The sequence below is a fragment of the Vibrio rotiferianus genome (assembly GCF_002214395.1).
Lineage (GTDB): Bacteria > Pseudomonadota > Gammaproteobacteria > Enterobacterales > Vibrionaceae > Vibrio > Vibrio rotiferianus.
This window is the reverse complement of record NZ_CP018312.1, coordinates 2492640-2511407: the sequence shown is the minus strand read 5'-3', so window position 1 is coordinate 2511407 and position 18768 is coordinate 2492640. Positions and strand designations below refer to the sequence as shown.

The window sequence follows — 18768 nt, the reverse complement described above, 5'->3', positions numbered from 1 at the left end:
CTAAATAGAATTCTACCTATTCCGGTTTTACTCAGTGTTTCAGGGTCCTGCATAGCAAGTCCACTCCACGATACTTACCTTGATATACGCAATAATTTATACAAGATGCAGTATATCGAGGTGGTAGAAGCTATGGCAGGACCAAACCTATCGATTGAAGAGCTAAATAGTATTAAATCTCACCCAATAAAATTTGGTCATCAATTTCCATTTTTATCATCCATCCCATCAAGTTTGGTTACGGAGCTGTCTTACTTTGAAGCATACAGTGAGGATGGAGGCGTTGGGTGTCTTTCCGTAAACGGATTTGGAGATGTATACCAGCCAGTCACGGTTTCGTTGCAGTTTCTAATGAAGGAACAAGTATGGAAGGTTAAGCACGTAAAAATAGACCACTTACCTGACTACGACCGTTTCTATAAACAGGCAGATTGTTCGATATAAAAAAGCCCCGCTCAATGAGCGGGGCTATTCAAAAGTCATCAGCGTGACGGGCTTAGTATGACTTCAGAATCTTACTTAAGGATCGCGCTGTTGCCATTTTCGCGAACGTGCTTAAGGATAGATTTCACGCCACGAGCGCTAGAAGCAACAATGTTACCAGACTTCATGTAGTCAGTACCGCCAGCGAAGTCAGTTAGGATTGCACCAGCTTCACGAGCGATAAGCTCACCTGCAGCCATTTGCCATGGTTTTAGACCTAGCTCGAAGTAACCATCTACACGGCCAGCTGCCACGTAACATAGGTCAAGAGCAGAACAACCGCTACGACGGAAGTCAGCACACTCAGTGAATAGAGAACCTACGATCTTGATGTAAGACTCAGAGTGTTGCTTCTGTTTGAATGGGAAACCAGTCGCTAGAACCGTACCGTGTAGGTCTTTAAGTTGAGTAACACGGATACGAGCGTTGTTTAGCTGAGCGCCAGCACCGCGTTGTGCAGTGAATAGCTCGTTTTGCATTGGATCGTATACACAAGCCACTTCAGTTTTACCTTTGAAGCGAACCGCGATAGATACTGCGAAAGTAGGGTAACCTTTTACAAAGTTATTAGTGCCATCCAGTGGGTCGATGATCCATTGTACGTCTTTATCTTTACCTTCGATAAGACCGGCTTCTTCAGCAACGATACAGTGCTCTGGGTAAGAGTGCTTGATAGTATCGATGATGATAGCTTCTGCTTCTTTGTCTACATTAGTAACAAAGTCATTAGTGCCTTTTAGCGTAGATTCAATTTTATCTGTGTTTTCTAATGATTTAGCAATGTGATTGCCTGCCTTTCGCGCAGCGCGAATAGCAATGTTTAGCATTGGATGCATACGAATTTCCCAACGGATGTTAAAGAACAATTTAAAGCGGCGGCGAGTATACCAGAGTGAAAGCAAAAAGGAAGTGGTTATTTTTTGTTCGCAGATAAAAGTAACCGCATTAGTTTTGTCGTAAAGCTCGAAAACAATTGATGAGAATGCGAATAGAAACCTGCTTCACTCTAGGGTGTGTTAGAAAGTTATGGTAACATCTTTCGGTTTTAAATCAGGTAGCAAATACAGATGTTGGATCAAGTAAAAATCGTACTCGTCGGAACTTCTCATTCAGGCAACATTGGCTCCGCTGCAAGAGCAATGAAAGTCATGGGGCTAAGCCAACTTGTATTGGTTGATCCGCAGTGTGAAGTGGATGAGCAAACCCTTGCTCTGGCTGCTGGTGCCGGCGATATCGCTCAAAATGCCACGGTTGTAAAGACGCTCGAAGAAGCCATTGCCGATTGTGGCCTTGTGGTTGGCTCAAGCGCTCGTTCACGTACACTTGAATGGCCGATGCTTGAGCCTCGTGAGTGTGGTGAGAAGTTTGCTGTTGAAGGGCAAAAACACCCTGTAGCATTAGTTTTTGGTCGTGAGAGAACAGGTCTCACCAATGATGAGTTACAGAAGTGCCACTACCATGTTTGCATCCCTGCTAACCCTGAATACAGCTCGCTCAATCTAGCCATGGCGGTACAGACGCTGAGCTATGAAGTTCGCGTTGCGCACCTCAATTTAGAGCAAAGCCAATATGCGCCGAGTGAGCCTGAAGAATATCCACGCCATAAAGAGCTAGAAATGTTCTTTGAACACCTTGAAAAGGTGATGGTTGAGACCCAATTTATTAGCAAAGAACAGCCTGGCCAGGTGATGAACAAGCTACGTCGTTTGTACTCACGAGCACGACCAGAAGCTCAAGAATTAAACATTCTACGCGGTGTTCTAACGGCGATTGAAAAGAAGCTCTGATTAAATAATAACCTTTTTAGGTGTAAGGATGAATACCTGACTAAAATAGTCAAACAAATACTTGACCAATTTAGTCGGGTATGGAAAAATCCTAATCATTACAAACCATGTGGATACGGTGTGGTATGAAACTTACATCTAAAGGAAGATATGCGGTGACAGCCATGCTGGATGTGGCACTGCATTCGCAACAAAACCCAGTACCTCTTGCTGACATCTCAGAGCGCCAAGGGATCTCGCTCTCATACTTAGAGCAGCTTTTTTCAAAATTACGTAAAGCAGGTCTTGTTGCCAGCGTTCGTGGTCCTGGCGGTGGTTACCGACTTGGCGCCGACGCGCACAGTATTGCTATTGGTACTGTAATCGCAGCCGTTGATGAGTCAGTCGATGCGACTAAATGCCAAGGCAAAGGCGATTGCCAAGGTGGCACTCGCTGCTTAACACATACATTGTGGCGTGACCTAAGCTCTCGCATTAGTGACTTCTTAAATAACATTACGCTCGGTGAGCTAATGACAGACAACGAAGTTTTAGAAATTTCTGATCGTCAGGACATTGATCTGGTGGTCACTCATGGGTTATCAAACAAAAATACAACCACCGCGCCCATCGGTGTAAACGTCCGCTCTTAGCGGTCAGCATTTTACATTGGAGTAGAGAATGAAACTGCCGATTTATCTTGATTATTCCGCTACATGTCCAGTAGATCCACGTGTTGCTGAAAAAATGGTTCAGTACATGACAATGGATGGCACATTTGGCAACCCAGCTTCGCGTTCGCACCGTTACGGCTGGCAGGCAGAAGAAGCTGTAGATACTGCTCGTGAGCAAATTGCTGACCTTCTAAATGCAGATCCTCGCGAAATCGTATTCACATCTGGTGCGACAGAGTCTGACAACCTTGCTATCAAAGGTGCAGCACATTTTTACTCTAAGAAGGGTAAACACGTAATCACTTGTAAAACAGAGCACAAAGCGGTTCTTGACCCATGTCGTCAGCTAGAGCGCGAAGGCTTTGAAGTGACTTACCTAGAGCCAGAATCAAACGGTCTGATTGATCTAGACAAACTTCAAGCGGCAATGCGTGAAGACACTGTTCTGGTTTCAATCATGCACGTTAACAACGAGATTGGTGTCATCCAAGACATCGCAGCGATCGGCGAGCTATGTCGTGAACGTAAGATTGTGTTCCACGTGGATGCTGCACAGTCTGCGGGTAAACTGCCAATCGACGTTCAAGAATTGAAAGTTGACCTAATTTCACTGTCTGCGCACAAAGTATACGGTCCTAAAGGTATTGGCGCACTTTACGTACGTCGTAAGCCTCGCATCCGTCTTGAAGCGCAAATGCACGGTGGCGGTCATGAGCGTGGCTTCCGTTCGGGCACACTTCCAACTCACCAAATCGTGGGTATGGGTGAAGCGTTCCGCGTAGCAAAAGAAGACATGCAAAAAGATTACGATCACGCGCTAGCACTTCGTAACCGTCTTCTAGATGGCGTTAAAGATCTAGAAGCAGTAACGGTGAACGGTGACCTAGAACAGCGTGTTCCACACAACCTAAACGTGAGCTTTGCGTTTGTAGAAGGCGAATCTCTTCTGATGTCACTGAAAGACCTAGCAGTATCTTCTGGTAGTGCTTGTACATCAGCGAGTCTAGAGCCATCTTACGTTCTTCGTGCACTTGGTCTAGATGACGAGTTGGCACACAGCTCTGTACGTTTCTCATTTGGTCGTTTCACGACTGAAGCAGAAATTGATTACGCAATTGAACAAATCCGCGTTGCAGTGACTAAGCTACGCGACATGTCTCCTCTATGGGATATGTACAAGGAAGGGGTTGATCTGAGCACTGTTGAATGGGCTCACCATTAATCTCACGGACTGAATAGAGGATTCGAGGTAATTTATCATGGCATACAGCGAAAAAGTAATTGATCACTACGAGAACCCACGTAACGTTGGTTCGTTCGATAAAGAAGATCCATCAGTAGGCAGCGGCATGGTTGGCGCACCAGCTTGTGGTGACGTAATGAAGCTTCAAATCAAAGTGACGCCAGAAGGCATCATTGAAGACGCGAAATTCAAAACATACGGTTGTGGTAGTGCAATCGCTTCAAGCTCACTAGTAACTGAGTGGGTAAAAGGTAAGTCTATCGACGAAGCGGCATCTATTAAAAACTCTGAGATTGCAGAAGAGCTAGAACTTCCACCTGTGAAAGTTCACTGTTCAATCCTTGCGGAAGATGCAATCAAAGCAGCAGTTGCTGACTACAAGAAAAAACACCAGGAATAATTATTCCGTATATAATGGGAGCCCTTAAAATGCTCCCATTCCAAAACGTAATTTAGACAGACTAAGGTGCAGTATGGCCATCACAATGACAGAATCAGCGGCAAGTCGCGTAAAAGCATTCCTAGATAACCGAGGCAAAGGTATCGGTTTGCGTCTTGGAGTGAAGACGACAGGCTGTTCCGGCATGGCTTACGTCCTTGAGTTTGTGGATGATCTAAACGAAGAAGATGAAGTGTTTGAACTGTCGGATGTGAAGATCATCATTGATAAGAAAAGCCTAGTATACCTAGACGGTACTGAGCTGGATTACGTTAAGGAAGGGTTGAATGAAGGTTTTGAATTCAACAACCCTAACGCAAAAAGTGAATGTGGTTGTGGTGAAAGCTTCAACGTCTAATTGATTGTCCTTCTGGGCAAACGAGTCCAGAAGGCTTTACTAGGACCCGATCTTAATGAATCACTTTGAATTATTTGGGCTACCAAGTCAGTTTCAGCTGGATGGTAGCCTTCTTTCTTCTCAGTTCCGAGAACTACAAAAACGCTTCCACCCAGACAATTTTGCGACCGCTTCTGAGCGTGACCGCTTGATGGCAGTTCAAAAAGCAGCGCAAATCAACGATGCGTATCAAGTACTTAAGCATCCTATTTCTCGCGCTGAATACATTCTGGCAGAAAACGGCACAGAAATTCGTGGTGAGCAACAAACCATGCAAGATCCTATGTTCCTAATGGAGCAAATGGAACTGCGTGAAGAACTGGAAGACATTGCTGACAGCTCTGATCCTGAATCAGCGCTTTTTGACTTCGACTCTAAGGTCAGCAAAATGTACAAACAGCATTTGGCGAGTGTAGAACAAGAACTAGACCAAGGTCTTTGGGCGGAAGCTGCAGACCGAGTTCGTAAACTCAAATTCATTGCCAAGCTAAAGAATGAAATTGAACTGGTTGAAGACAAACTCCTCGGCTAGTTAGCGCGACAAGGACCCATCATGGCACTACTTCAAATCGCAGAACCGGGACAAAGCTCGGCACCTCATGAGCACAAGTTAGCAGCGGGTATCGACTTAGGTACCACCAACTCTTTGGTTGCATCTGTTCGCAGCGGTGACGCAAAAACACTGACAGACGACCAAGGCCGCAGTATTTTGCCTTCTGTGGTGAACTACGCTCAAGATACGGCGTTAGTTGGTTACGACGCAAAAGCAAAAGCGGAGCAAGAACCAGAAAACACCATCATTTCGGTAAAACGTCTGATTGGTCGTTCACTAAAAGATATTCAAGCTCGCTACCCATCTTTGCCTTATCAATTTAAAGAAAGCGACAACGGTCTGCCTATTCTGCAAACCGCTCAAGGTGACAAAAACCCGATTGAAGTGTCTGCCGACATTCTTAAAGCACTAGGCAAACGTGCTGAAGAGACACTAGGTGGCGAGTTGGCTGGCGTAGTTATTACCGTTCCTGCTTACTTTGATGACGCTCAACGTGCAGGTACAAAAGATGCGGCTAAATTGGCGGGTCTTCATGTGCTACGTCTGCTTAATGAGCCGACTGCCGCAGCGATCGCTTACGGTCTAGACTCTGGCCAAGAAGGCGTGATTGCGGTTTATGACTTAGGTGGTGGTACGTTTGATATTTCTATCTTACGTTTGTCGAAAGGCGTCTTTGAAGTATTGGCAACAGGCGGTGACTCTGCGCTAGGCGGCGATGATTTTGACCATCTATTAGCGGATTACCTGATGGAGCAAGCAGGTCTAGAAGCGCCACTTTCTGCTGAGAAAAACCGTGCACTACTGAACATAGCAACGGCGACGAAGATTGCTTTCTCTGAGCAAGACAGTGTTGATGTTGACGTGTTTGGTTGGAAAGGCTCTGTGACTCGCGAGCAGTTTGAAGAACTGATTCGTCCGTTAGTGAAGAAAACCCTAATGTCTTGCCGTCGTGCGCTGAAAGATGCTGATGTGGATGCGGAAGATGTACTTGAAGCGGTCATGGTCGGCGGTTCAACACGCACATTGCTTGTACGTGAAATGGTTGGCGAATTCTTCGGCCGTACACCACTGACAAGCATTAACCCAGATGAAGTAGTTGCAATCGGTGCGGGTATCCAAGCAGACATCTTGGCAGGTAATAAGCCTGACTCTGAAATGCTGCTTCTGGACGTAATTCCTTTGTCCCTTGGTATTGAAACCATGGGCGGCTTGGTTGAGAAAATCATTCCACGTAACACCACCATCCCAGTGGCTCGCGCACAAGAATTTACGACGTTCAAAGATGGCCAAACAGCCATGAGCGTACACACCGTACAAGGTGAGCGTGAAATGGTGGACGACTGTCGCTCATTGGCTCGTTTCTCATTGAAAGGCATTCCACCAATGGCAGCAGGTGCTGCGCACATTCGCGTGACTTACCAAGTGGATGCTGATGGCCTGTTGTCTGTCACGGCGATGGAAAAGAGCACGGGTGTTCAGGCTGAAATCCAAGTGAAACCTTCTTATGGTCTAAGCGATGATGAAGTAGCCAATATGCTGCGTGACTCGATGACTTACGCGAAAGAAGACATGCAGGCTCGTGCATTGGCTGAGCAGCGCGTAGAAGCGGATCGTGTCATTGAAGGTTTGATTGCTGCACTGCAAGCTGATGGTGATGAGCTACTATCAGACCAAGAGAAACAAGAACTATTAAAAGTGATTGAAGCGCTGATTGAACTGCGCAATGGCGAAGATGCTGACGCTATCGAGCAAGGCATCAAAGACACCGACAAAGCAAGCCAAGATTTTGCGTCGCGCCGTATGGATAAATCGATTCGAGCTGCACTGTCAGGTCAGTCAGTTAATGATATATAAGAGATAAGTAGTTATGCCTAAGATTATTGTATTACCACACGAAGATTTGTGCCCAGAGGGTGCAGTGTTGGAAGCAAACACTGGTGACACCGTTCTAGACGTAGCGCTAAAAAATGGCATTGGTATTGAACACGCATGTGAGAAGTCATGTGCATGTACGACTTGCCACGTGATCATTCGTGAAGGTTTTGATTCGCTAGAAGAGAGTGAAGAGCTAGAAGATGACATGCTAGATAAAGCATGGGGTCTTGAGCCTGAATCTCGTCTTGGTTGCCAAGCAAAAGTAGCGGATGAAGATTTGGTTGTTGAGATTCCAAAATACACGCTAAACCACGCGTCGGAAGATCACTAATACTATCTCCCCAATACAAGGGGTGAAGCAAAAGGAAGACGAGCAATGAAATGGACAGATTCTCGCGATATCGCGATTGAGCTTTGTGACAAGTTTCCCGACTTGGATCCTAAAACAGTACGTTTTACCGATCTTCATCAATGGATCATGGAGTTAGATGAGTTTGACGACGAGCCAAACCATTGTAACGAAAAGATTCTAGAAGCGGTTATCTTATGCTGGATGGACGAAGCGGATTAATGCTCGATTCGGCGGTAAAACGCAGCAGAGTTAACAATTCTCACTAAAAAAAGCGGACCTTAAGGTCCGTTTTTTTATCAAGTTGACATTTTTACCCTACATAATGCTAACATCCGGTAGTTATTAAAAAGAAGAGGCGTAGGCAACGCCGTTATAAGACAAGGAGAAACCATGTCTACACAGATGTCTGTATTTCTAAGCCAAGAACCAGCGGCACCACATTGGGGCGACAAAGCACTGCTTTCTTTCGCTGAGAATGGCACAACCATTCACCTGGGTGAAGGTCATGATCTTGGTGCAGTTCAACGTGCAGCACGTCAGCTCGATGGCCAAGGAATTCGCTCAATTCTACTTGCAGGTGATAACTGGGATTTGGAAAGCATTTGGGCTTTTCACCAAGGTTACCGTAACCCGAAAAAACACGGCACGCTAGAGTGGGTTGCGCTTTCTGAGCAAGACCAAGCTGAGCTACATGCTCGCATCACCTCAACAGACTTTACTCGCGATATCATCAACAAAACAGCAGAAGAAGTGGCCCCTCGTCAATTGGCGACCATGGCTGCAGAATTCATCAAGTCTGTGGCGCCTCAGGGCACAGTAACAGCGCGTATCGTGAAAGATAAAGATCTGCTTTCAGAAGGTTGGGAAGGTATTTACGCTGTGGGTCGCGGCTCTGAGCGCACATCGGCAATGCTGCAACTTGATTACAACCCAACTGGCGATGAAAATGCACCAGTCTTTGCGTGTCTAGTAGGTAAAGGCATTACCTTTGATTCAGGCGGTTACAGCTTGAAGCCATCAAACTTCATGACGGCAATGAAAGCGGATATGGGCGGTTCAGGTACGATTACTGGCGGTCTTGCTCTTGCTATTTTGCGTGGTCTGAACAAGCGCGTGAAACTGATCCTTTGTTGTGCAGAGAACATGGTTTCGGGTCGTGCACTTAAGCTTGGCGACATCATCACTTACAAAAACGGTAAGACAGTAGAAATCATGAACACTGACGCAGAAGGTCGTTTAGTGCTTGCTGATGGTCTTATCTACGCAAGTGAGCAGAACCCTGAGCTGATCATCGACTGTGCAACCCTAACGGGCGCAGCGAAGAATGCACTAGGTAATGACTACCATGCACTGATGAGCTTTGATGATGAGCTTTCACATCAAGCGCTAACGGCGGCGAACCAAGAGAAAGAAGGTCTATGGCCACTGCCTCTTGCTGATTTCCACCGTGGCATGCTGCCGTCAAACTTTGCTGATCTATCTAACATCAGTTCTGGTGATTACTCACCAGGCGCAAGTACAGCTGCGGCATTCTTGTCTTACTTCGTTGAAGATTACAAGAAAGGTTGGTTGCACTTTGACTGTGCAGGTACGTACCGTAAGTCAGCTTCAGATAAGTGGTCTGCTGGCGCAACAGGTATGGGTGTGCGTACTCTTGCTCGATTCCTGAACGAACAAGCCACAAAATAAGACTTTTACCAGTGCAGACTTAGTGTCTGTGCTGGTATAACTAAGAGAGACGTAAGTCACTCATATAAAACTATTATTACAAGTACAAAAAGGAAACTTTATGGCTCTAGAAAGAACGTTTTCAATTGTTAAGCCCGACGCTGTAGAACGCAATCTGATTGGTGAGATTTACCACCGTATCGAAAAAGCGGGTTTACGTATCATTGCAGCGAAAATGGTTCACCTGACTGAAGAGCAGGCGAGCGGTTTTTATGCTGAACATGAAGGCAAGCCTTTTTTCCCTGCACTGAAAGAATTCATGACATCTGGCCCAATCATGGTTCAGGTTCTTGAAGGTGAAGATGCAATCGCACGCTACCGTGAGCTAATGGGCAAAACAAACCCAGAAGAAGCGGCATGCGGCACCATCCGTGCAGATTACGCATTGAGTATGCGTCACAACTCTGTGCATGGTTCTGACAGTCCTATCTCTGCGGCTCGTGAAATCGAATTCTTCTTCCCAGAGTCAGAGATTTGTCCTCGTTAATCTTGTTCTAATATGAATGTTAAGCCTCGGAATTTTCCGGGGCTTTTTATTATCAGAAATGGATTGAGAATTGATTACACGCATTGTCTAAATTTTAATCGGTTGGAATTTAATGCCTTAGCAAACTCAGGGTCTTACAGCCCTTGTTGTAGCTGCATAAAGGCTGTACAATTCGCGCCCTTATTCTTGTTTCAGTCATTGAGAGGCAACATGACCACTGAAAAAATCAATCTACTCGACTTTGATCGCAAGGGCATGCGTCAATTTTTCGCGGAAGAGCTAGGCGAAAAAGCGTTCCGTGCGGATCAAGTTATGAAGTGGATCTACCATTTCGGTGTTGATGACTTCGACAACATGACGAATATCAACAAGAAGCTACGTGAAAAACTGCAACACAAGTGTGAAATCAAAGCACCAACAGTAGCAGAAGCTCAACACTCTTCAGACGGCACGATTAAGTGGGCGATGAAGGTGGGTGACCAAGACGTAGAAACGGTATACATCCCTGAAGATGATCGCGCGACATTGTGTGTGTCTTCTCAGGTAGGCTGTGCATTGGAATGTAAGTTCTGTTCAACTGCTCAACAAGGCTTCAACCGTAACCTAAAAGTATCTGAAATCATTGGTCAGGTATGGCGTGCAGCGCGTGAAATTGGTTTGCAAAAAGAAACCGGTCGTCGCCCGATCACTAACGTGGTAATGATGGGTATGGGCGAACCTCTTCTTAACATGAAGAACCTTATCCCTGCGCTAGAAATCATGCTTGATGATCTTGGTTTTGGTCTTTCTAAGCGCCGCGTAACCGTATCAACTTCAGGCGTGGTATCTGGCCTTGATCAGATGACAGGTAAAATTGACGTAGCATTGGCTATCTCTCTTCATGCGCCAAACGATAAGCTGCGTAGTGAAATCATGCCGATCAACGATCGTTGGGATATCCAAGATTTTCTAGCGTCTGTTCGTCGTTATATCGCGTCTTCAAATGCTAACCGCGGTAAAGTAACGGTAGAGTACGTGCTACTTGATCATGTGAACGATGACATGGACCACGCACGTGAACTGGCGGAACTGATGAAAGATACGCCATGTAAGATCAACCTGATTCCGTTTAACCCGTACCCAGGTTCACCTTACAAGAAACCAAGCAACTCGCGCATCGACCGTTTCCAGAAAACACTGATGCAATACGAGCACACAGTAACGGTACGTAAGACACGTGGTGATGATATCGATGCGGCATGTGGTCAGTTGGTCGGCGATGTTATTGACCGCACGAAACGTACAGCGGCTTTAAAAGCTGCGCGTGGTGCAGACACCATTGAAGTGAAAGCGGTTTAACTCGCAACGAACTGATAAATAGCCAGAGCCTTATGCTCTGGCTATTTTTTTCTATCAGAGATCAATTAGGTAAGCAAAAAAGAGAACTTGTGTCATTTTTTGGACAAAAGCTTGAGCTATCTGTTAATTTGATAGTAAAGAGTTTTTGTCTTCCTAGAACATTCGCTTATCATGGAAGTTGTTTTATTACTATCGCTCTGACAGCACGCTAAGTTTGTCTCATAACGTTGTTTGAAATCTGCGTCTTCTAATACATTCAGATTCCAGCCTCAGAGCGTTTCAAAAAAGAATTTTGGTTAACGCGTTCAAGCTAGCTATCTTTAAGTAAGGCTTAAGAATAAGAACGAAAAATATACTGCGTTAGCCACCTAACAGATTTATTACCGCCATTATGACTGAACACGAAAAAAACAATGAAACTCCGCTGTCTATTGAAGCGGGCACTTTACTGAAGAATAAGCGCGAGTCTTTAGGCATGACTCAAAAGCAAATTGCTGATCGCCTAAGATTGCGTGTATCTGTCATCGAAGATATCGAAAACAACCAATTTGATTCTCATCAAGTCGCGACATTCATCCGTGGCTACTTACGTTCTTATGCAAAACTGGTTTCTGTTGATGAGCACTTAGTGCTTTCTGCTTTAGATACGACTGGTGAAGCGCAGCACCAAGAGCAGGAGATGCAGAGCTTCTCTCGAAAAACCAAAACAGAGAAACACAATAGCCGAATTATGTTGCTAACATGGGCTATTGCTATTGTGATTACAGGCATTTCCGCGGTGTGGTGGTGGCAAAACCAACAAGAGAACAGTTTAGCTCAAGTGGTTAATGAAGCTGCGGTTGAGACTGAAATCGTTGATGATTCTACGTTCGATACAGAGCCTACTGTGTCAACGGAAACTATTGCTGTTGAAGCTACTGCAGATGAAGCTCCAATCGTTGATGATGCGCCAGTTATGGTTTCGGAGGTTTCAACTGAGACATCACCTGTTGATGCTGTGAATGAAGAAGAGACCAGTTCTACTGAGGAGTTAGCTCAACCAGTAACAAAGCCTACTGTTGTTGAAGTTGAAGAAAAGCCAGCAGTAATTCCAGCAGGTATGACGCCAGTGACAATGACGTTTACTTCTGATTGCTGGATCCAAGTTAAAGATGCTAATGGGAAAACGTTAGTTTCAGGTACTCACAAGCCCGGTCAAAATGTCGAGCTTGCCGGAAAAGCACCATTTAAAGTGATTTTAGGTGCGCCAGAAGCCGTGACAATGACATTTGCAAGTGAACCTGTCGACCTTTCTGGGTATACTTCAGGCAAAGTAGCTAGATTCACTCTACCGTTATAAATATTATGCAACACGAATCTCCAATTATTCGTCGTAAATCGACGCGTATTTATGTGGGTGATGTACCAATTGGTGATGGTGCACCAATTGCTGTACAGTCAATGACAAACACTCGCACGACTGATGTGGAAGCCACAGTCGCACAAATCCGAGCATTAGAAAAAGTGGGTGCAGACATTGTACGTGTTTCTGTTCCTACCATGGATGCGGCGGAAGCCTTTAAGCTCATCAAACAGCAAGTGTCTGTGCCGCTCGTTGCGGACATTCACTTCGACTACCGTATTGCACTGAAAGTGGCAGAGTATGGTGTCGACTGTTTGCGTATTAACCCAGGTAACATCGGTAACGAAGAGCGTATTCGTTCGGTTGTTGATTGTGCCCGTGACAAAAACATCCCTATCCGTATCGGTGTAAACGGCGGTTCTTTGGAAAAAGATCTGCAGATGAAATACGGTGAGCCAACGCCAGAGGCATTGGTCGAGTCGGCGATGCGTCACGTGGATCACCTTGATCGCCTTAACTTTGACCAGTTCAAAGTGAGTGTGAAAGCGTCTGATGTTTTCCTTGCGGTGGATTCATACCGCTTATTGGCAAAACAGATCGACCAACCTCTACACCTAGGTATCACCGAAGCCGGTGGCGCGCGTGCTGGTGCAGTGAAGTCCTCTGTTGGCTTAGGTATGCTTCTAGCGGAAGGGATCGGTGATACGTTGCGTATTTCATTGGCAGCAGATCCAGTAGAAGAAATCAAAGTTGGCTTTGATATTCTTAAATCTCTACGTATTCGCTCTCGCGGCATCAACTTTATTGCTTGCCCAAGCTGTTCACGTCAGGAATTCGACGTGATTAACACAGTAAATGCATTGGAAGAGCGCTTAGAAGACATCATCACACCTATGGATGTGTCGATCATCGGCTGTGTAGTAAATGGCCCAGGTGAAGCCGAGGTTTCACATTTAGGTTTAGCAGGCAGCAACAAGAAGAGCGCATTCTACGAAGACGGTAAACGTCAGAAAGAGCGTTTCGACAATGATGATCTAGTGAACCAACTAGAAGCGAAAATCCGTGCGAAAGCGTCTGTGTTAGATCAAGCTAACCGCATCGATATCAAACAAGAAGATTAATCTCATAGCTCGAGCATGTAAGCGTGCTCGGGTTACTAAGCGACGGTAATTATTGTGGCAAAGAAAATCCAAGCAATCCGAGGCATGAACGACTGCCTTCCAACTCAATCTCCACTGTGGCAGAAACTTGAAAACGCAGTGAAAAGTACCGTGAGCGCATACGGCTACAACGAAGTGCGCATGCCTATCGTTGAAGAAACAAACCTATTCAGCCGCGCTGTTGGTGAAGAGACAGACGTCGTTTCAAAAGAAATGTACACCTTTGATGATCGTAACGGAGACAGCCTAACACTTCGCCCTGAAGGTACTGCTGGTTGTGTACGTTCATGTATTCAAAACAGCTTGATCAACCGTGACGAGCAGCGTCTGTGGTACATGGGGCCAATGTTCCGCCATGAGCGTCCGCAGAAAGGTCGTTACCGTCAATTCCACCAGTGTGGTGTTGAGGTGTTTGGTCTTAATGGTCCAGATGTTGATGCTGAGCTTATCATGATGACAGCACGTCTATGGCGTGAACTGGGTATCAATGAACATGTTCGTCTTGAGCTTAACTCTATCGGTTCTCAAGAAGATCGCGCAGACTACCGTACGGCACTGGTTGCATTCCTTGAGCAACATATTGATGTGCTAGACGAAGATTGTAAGCGTCGCATGCACACTAACCCACTGCGTGTTCTGGATACAAAGAACCCTGACGTTCAGGCTATTTTAGGTGATGCACCTCGTCTTTCTGAGTACTTAGGCGAGGAATCTAAAGCTCACTTCGCAGGTCTATGTGAACTTTTAGACGCTGCAGGTATCGAATACACAGTTAACGAACGTCTAGTTCGTGGTCTGGATTACTACAACCGCACGGTATTTGAGTGGATCACTGAGAGCCTAGGTGCTCAAGGCACAGTATGTGGCGGTGGTCGTTACGATGGTCTTGTAGAGCAATTAGGTGGTAAAGAAACACCAGCAGTTGGTTTTGCAATGGGCCTAGAACGTCTTGTTCTGATGCTAGAAACACTAGAGCTAACAGACGTTCGTCGCAGTGTAGATGTTTACGTAGTAACAGCAGGCGAAGGCACCATGATGGCGGGTATGAAGCTAGCAGAACAGCTTCGTGAAGCTGTTCCTGGCGTTCGCGTGATGAGTCACTTCGGTGGCGGTAACTTCAAGAAACAGTTTAAGCGCGCAGATAAAGTGGGTGCTGTAGTAGCATTAGTTCTGGGCGAAAACGAAGTTGCGGATAACACCGTAGTACTAAAAGACTTGGTTGGTGGTGAGCAAGAGACTTACAACCAAGCAGAAGTTGCTGAGAAGATCGCAGCACTGATTTAAGTCTTTTAATAAGCTAAAGATTAAATCCTAATTCGTAATAGTAAGACTCCCAAGATAGGAGCCTTTCGACGAAATAGGAACAATGGCAGTCTTGCTGCCATTTACATGTTTTAAGAGGACAGGAAGTGGAACTTTACGATACTGAAGAACAACAAGTTGAAGCAATTAAAGACTGGTGGAAGGAAAACGGCAAAGCCGTAATCATTGGTGCCGTGGTTGGTTTAGGTGGCCTATTTGGTTGGCGTTACTATCAAGATTCTGTTGTTCAGGCGAGTGAAGCGGCTTCTTTGAGCTACACAACGACAATGAACGCGCTACAAGCGAAAGGTGTTGATGCTCAAGCAGACGTGCAAGCGTTTATTGATTCAAACAAAGTACAAGAGTACTCAGTGTTGGCCGCGATGCAGCTTGCTAAAGCCCAAGTTGATGCGAAAGAGTTACCAGCTGCATTAACGCAACTGAAATGGGCTCAAAGCAACACTAAAGACGCAGCTCTAGCTCCACTAATTAGCTACCGTATTGCTCGAATTGAAGCTGAACAAGGTAACTTTGATGCTGCTAATGCAGAACTGAACAAAGTGACTGATACAGCGTGGGCTGGTCGTATTGCCGAGTTACGTGGTGATATTGCGCTTCGTCAAGGAAATCAAGATGCCGCTTACACAGCTTATACCGAAGCTCAACAAGCTGCAGATGCAAGCCCAACCTTGCAGATGAAGTTGGACGATCTAGCCAAATAAGGACCGCAGTGGATGAAAAGAGTCTTAAAGCATGCCTTATTGAGTGCGATGGCAGTGGGTATTCTTGCTGGCTGTGCCGGCGAGGAAGATACAATCGTTATGGCACCGCTACCGAAGGTTGATAATCAATTTACGCCAAGTACGAATTGGAGTACTTCAATTGGTGATGGCGTAGGCCATTACTTTTCAAAGCTATCTCCTGCTTTTGCTTACGACAAGTTATTTGTAGCAAGCCGTGATGGTCTGGTCAAAGCTCTGGATGTTGAAACCGGCAAAACGTTGTGGCAAACAGACTTAGAGCAAGATGTGATTGCGCGCCTTTCAGGTGGCCTAACTGCCGCTTATGACCATATTTACATTGGTTCTGAAAACGGCGAAGTCATTGCTTTAGACCAAGAAACTGGTGAAGTAACATGGCGTGTTGAAGTCGGTGGTGAAGTTCTTGCTAACCCTGTTGCTGATTCTGGTTTAATTATTGTAAATACCAGCCGTGGTACTTTGTTTGCTCTTGACCAGTTAACTGGTGAGCAAAAGTGGGCGATCAGTACTGAAGTTCCAAACCTAACCCTTCGTGGCGATAGCACACCAACAGCGGTTGCTGGTGGGGTATTTTGGGGCACGGCAAATGGTCGACTGGCAGCAGCGATTGTTGAGCGTGGTCAATTGATTTGGCAACAGCCGATCGGGACCCCTAAAGGGGCAACGGAAATTGATCGTCTTGTCGATGTAGACTCTTCACCGATTGTACTGGGCGGCACTCTTTTCACTGTTGGTTACAATGGACAGTTAATTGCCATTGATCTACGTTCAGCTAAACCTTTGTGGAAGCGTAATTACTCGTCTGCAAATGATTTAGCGACGGATGGTAGTCGTATCTTCGTTATCACTGAGAAAGATCATGTGGTTGCTGTTGATGCGCGCAGTGGTACTGAGCTGTGGGAAAATGCATCACTTGAGTATCGACAACTTACCGCACCAGTAGTAATCGATAACTACTTGGTCGTAGGTGATACTCTTGGCTATTTACATTGGATCGACCGCTCTACTGGTGAGTTCGTTGCTCAACAAGAAGTAGACAGTAGTGGCTTTGCTGTTGGTCCAGTCGCAGTTTCTGACGGTTATGTCATTACTACTCGTAATGGCGATGTAAAGAAACTGAGCATTAACGAATAATATCGTGATATAATTCACATTCGGCTCCTGGCTGGTAACAGTTAGGAGCCGTTTTGTTGTTTGAAATTTTTATTTATTAACCGTTATTCCTGACGTGGTTATAGGTAAAAAGCTTGTTTGATTTGGCATTGAGCAAGTCGTTACCTATAACTACAGAAGAAAGATTATTGTAGAGGTTGTTATGGTACCTGTTGTTGCTCTAGTAGGGCGTCCGAACGTAGGTAAATCTACACTATTTAACCGATTGACACGCACACGTGACGCGTTGGTTGCGGACTTCCCTGGCCTAACGCGAGACCGTAAATATGGCCAAGCTCGCCTTGGTGAAGAACATGAATTCATCGTTATTGATACCGGTGGTATTGATGGTACGGAAGAAGGCGTAGAAACGAAGATGGCAGAACAATCGCTAGCTGCGATTGATGAAGCTGATGTAGTACTATTCCTTGTTGATGGTCGTGCTGGATTAACGCCATCGGATGAAGCGATTGCCGCGCACCTGCGTAAAATCGAAAAACCAGCAATGCTGGTAGTAAACAAGATCGATGGTATTGATGCTGATGCAGCTTGTGCTGATTTCTGGCAGCTTGGTGTTGACGACATGTACCAAATTGCTGCGGCGCATGGTCGTGGTGTAACAGCATTGCTAGAACGCGCATTAGCGCCATTCTTTGATGATCTATTGGCGAGTGAATCTGAAGAAGGTGAGATTGAAGATCTGACTGAATTCGAAGATGAAGAGCTAGCGATTGAAGATTACACCGAAGAAGACGCAGAAGCAGAGTTCAAACGTTTACAAGACCAGCCAATCAAACTGGCAATCATTGGTCGTCCAAACGTTGGTAAATCAACACTGACAAACCGTATTCTTGGCGAAGAGCGAGTTGTGGTATACGACATGCCAGGCACCACGCGTGACTCAATCTACATTCCAATGGAACGTGATGGTCGTGAGTATGTGTTGATCGATACTGCAGGTGTACGTCGCCGTGGTCGTATCAACGAAACCGTCGAGAAATTTTCTGTTGTTAAAACACTGAAAGCCGTAGAAGACGCAAACGTGGTTCTATTGGTTATCGACGCACGTGAAAACATTTCTGACCAAGACTTGAGTCTACTTGGCTTCGCATTGAACGCAGGCCGTTCAATTGTACTAGCGGTAAACAAGTGGGACGGTCTAGATAACGAAGTGAAAGAGAACGTGAAGAAAGAACTCGACCGTCGTTTAGGCTTCGTTGATTTTGCACGTATTCACTTTATCTCAGCGCTTCACGGTACAGGCGTTGGCCACTTGTTCGAATCAATTCAAGAAGCGTACAAGTCGGCAACGACACGTGTTGGTACTTCTGTACTGACTCGTATTATGAAGATGGCAACAGACGATCACCAACCACCAATGGTTCGTGGCCGCCGTATTAAGCTGAAGTACGCGCACGCGGGTGGTTACAACCCACCAATCGTGGTTGTTCACGGTAACATGGTTCGCGATCTACCTGATTCGTACAAACGTTACTTGATGAACTACTTCCGTAAGTCTCTGGAAATCATGGGTACACCAATCCGTATTAACTTCCAGAACAGCGACAACCCGTACGAGAACCGTACAAACAAGCTAACGCTATCTCAAGAGCGTAAGCGCAAGCGTATGATGTCTGCAGTGAAAAACCGCAACAAATAATCGCTAAGATTTTCTGAATACCCAAGTTTCGACTTGGGTATTTTTTTATAAGCAGA

Annotated in this window: 20 protein-coding genes; 19 read left to right on the top strand and 1 reads right to left on the bottom strand. The window is 45.7% G+C overall.

Annotated features, from left to right (window positions below; genetic code table 11):
• Positions 1-132 precede the first annotated feature (132 nt).
• On the top strand, positions 133-444 hold the full coding sequence (locus BSZ04_RS20755; RefSeq protein WP_026000146.1) for a hypothetical protein: 312 nt from the start codon (positions 133-135) through the stop codon (positions 442-444).
• 71 nt (positions 445-515) lie between these two features.
• On the opposite strand, the gene suhB is transcribed toward BSZ04_RS20755, so the two are convergent.
• Positions 516-1319, bottom strand: a complete 804-nt coding sequence (gene suhB / locus BSZ04_RS20750; protein ID WP_010446149.1) for an inositol-1-monophosphatase — start codon at positions 1317-1319, stop codon at positions 516-518.
• Positions 1320-1550: 231 nt separating this feature from the next.
• On the opposite strand from suhB, the gene trmJ reads away from it, so the two are divergent.
• The 18 genes from trmJ (at position 1551) to der (ending at position 18712) form a co-directional block, all read left to right on the top strand.
• Entirely contained in the window at positions 1551-2270 is a 720-nt protein-coding gene (trmJ, locus tag BSZ04_RS20745; RefSeq protein ID WP_010446151.1) for a tRNA (cytosine(32)/uridine(32)-2'-O)-methyltransferase TrmJ, read from the top strand.
• Positions 2271-2395: 125 nt separating this feature from the next.
• The gene (iscR, locus tag BSZ04_RS20740) at positions 2396-2902 is read left to right on the top strand and encodes a Fe-S cluster assembly transcriptional regulator IscR (RefSeq protein ID WP_010446153.1); all 507 of its coding nucleotides are present in this window, start codon (positions 2396-2398) and stop codon (positions 2900-2902) included.
• Between the two features lie 28 nt (positions 2903-2930).
• Complete coding sequence (locus BSZ04_RS20735; protein ID WP_088881286.1) at positions 2931-4145, top strand: IscS subfamily cysteine desulfurase; 1215 nt, start codon at positions 2931-2933, stop codon at positions 4143-4145.
• 37 nt (positions 4146-4182) lie between these two features.
• Complete coding sequence (gene iscU / locus BSZ04_RS20730) at positions 4183-4566, top strand: Fe-S cluster assembly scaffold IscU (RefSeq protein WP_005424883.1); 384 nt, start codon at positions 4183-4185, stop codon at positions 4564-4566.
• Positions 4567-4639: 73 nt separating this feature from the next.
• On the top strand, positions 4640-4963 hold the full coding sequence (gene iscA / locus BSZ04_RS20725) for an iron-sulfur cluster assembly protein IscA (protein WP_005424893.1): 324 nt from the start codon (positions 4640-4642) through the stop codon (positions 4961-4963).
• A gap of 55 nt (positions 4964-5018) precedes the next feature.
• Positions 5019-5534 carry a co-chaperone HscB gene (hscB, locus tag BSZ04_RS20720; protein WP_005424897.1) on the top strand — a complete coding sequence of 172 codons (516 nt, stop codon included), beginning with the start codon at positions 5019-5021 and terminating at the stop codon, positions 5532-5534.
• 21 nt (positions 5535-5555) lie between these two features.
• Positions 5556-7409: a Fe-S protein assembly chaperone HscA gene (gene hscA, locus BSZ04_RS20715; RefSeq protein ID WP_088881285.1), complete on the top strand. Its 1854-nt coding sequence runs from the start codon at positions 5556-5558 to the stop codon at positions 7407-7409.
• Between the two features lie 13 nt (positions 7410-7422).
• Positions 7423-7761, top strand: a complete 339-nt coding sequence (gene fdx, locus BSZ04_RS20710) for an ISC system 2Fe-2S type ferredoxin (RefSeq protein ID WP_005424889.1) — start codon at positions 7423-7425, stop codon at positions 7759-7761.
• A 45-nt stretch (positions 7762-7806) separates the two neighbouring features.
• On the top strand, positions 7807-8001 hold the full coding sequence (gene iscX / locus BSZ04_RS20705) for a Fe-S cluster assembly protein IscX (protein ID WP_005424887.1): 195 nt from the start codon (positions 7807-7809) through the stop codon (positions 7999-8001).
• Between the two features lie 171 nt (positions 8002-8172).
• Positions 8173-9471 (top strand): aminopeptidase PepB, encoded by a 1299-nt coding sequence (gene pepB, locus BSZ04_RS20700; protein WP_010446162.1) that lies wholly within the window; start codon positions 8173-8175, stop codon positions 9469-9471.
• A 100-nt stretch (positions 9472-9571) separates the two neighbouring features.
• Positions 9572-9997, top strand: a complete 426-nt coding sequence (ndk, locus tag BSZ04_RS20695; protein ID WP_010446164.1) for a nucleoside-diphosphate kinase — start codon at positions 9572-9574, stop codon at positions 9995-9997.
• Positions 9998-10207: 210 nt separating this feature from the next.
• Entirely contained in the window at positions 10208-11335 is a 1128-nt protein-coding gene (gene rlmN / locus BSZ04_RS20690) for a dual-specificity RNA methyltransferase RlmN (RefSeq protein WP_010446167.1), read from the top strand.
• Between the two features lie 391 nt (positions 11336-11726).
• Positions 11727-12674, top strand: a complete 948-nt coding sequence (rodZ, locus tag BSZ04_RS20685) for a cytoskeleton protein RodZ (RefSeq protein WP_088881284.1) — start codon at positions 11727-11729, stop codon at positions 12672-12674.
• A gap of 5 nt (positions 12675-12679) precedes the next feature.
• A complete protein-coding gene (ispG, locus tag BSZ04_RS20680; protein WP_005424674.1) occupies positions 12680-13798 on the top strand; it encodes a flavodoxin-dependent (E)-4-hydroxy-3-methylbut-2-enyl-diphosphate synthase in 1119 nt (372 codons plus the stop codon).
• Positions 13799-13852: 54 nt separating this feature from the next.
• A complete protein-coding gene (hisS, locus tag BSZ04_RS20675; RefSeq protein ID WP_010446176.1) occupies positions 13853-15121 on the top strand; it encodes a histidine--tRNA ligase in 1269 nt (422 codons plus the stop codon).
• Positions 15122-15246: 125 nt separating this feature from the next.
• Positions 15247-15861, top strand: a complete 615-nt coding sequence (locus tag BSZ04_RS20670) for a YfgM family protein (RefSeq protein WP_010446178.1) — start codon at positions 15247-15249, stop codon at positions 15859-15861.
• Between the two features lie 12 nt (positions 15862-15873).
• The gene (gene bamB, locus BSZ04_RS20665; RefSeq protein WP_071236047.1) at positions 15874-17034 is read left to right on the top strand and encodes an outer membrane protein assembly factor BamB; all 1161 of its coding nucleotides are present in this window, start codon (positions 15874-15876) and stop codon (positions 17032-17034) included.
• Positions 17035-17215: 181 nt separating this feature from the next.
• Positions 17216-18712 carry a ribosome biogenesis GTPase Der gene (der, locus tag BSZ04_RS20660; protein WP_010446182.1) on the top strand — a complete coding sequence of 499 codons (1497 nt, stop codon included), beginning with the start codon at positions 17216-17218 and terminating at the stop codon, positions 18710-18712.
• Positions 18713-18768 lie beyond the last annotated feature (56 nt).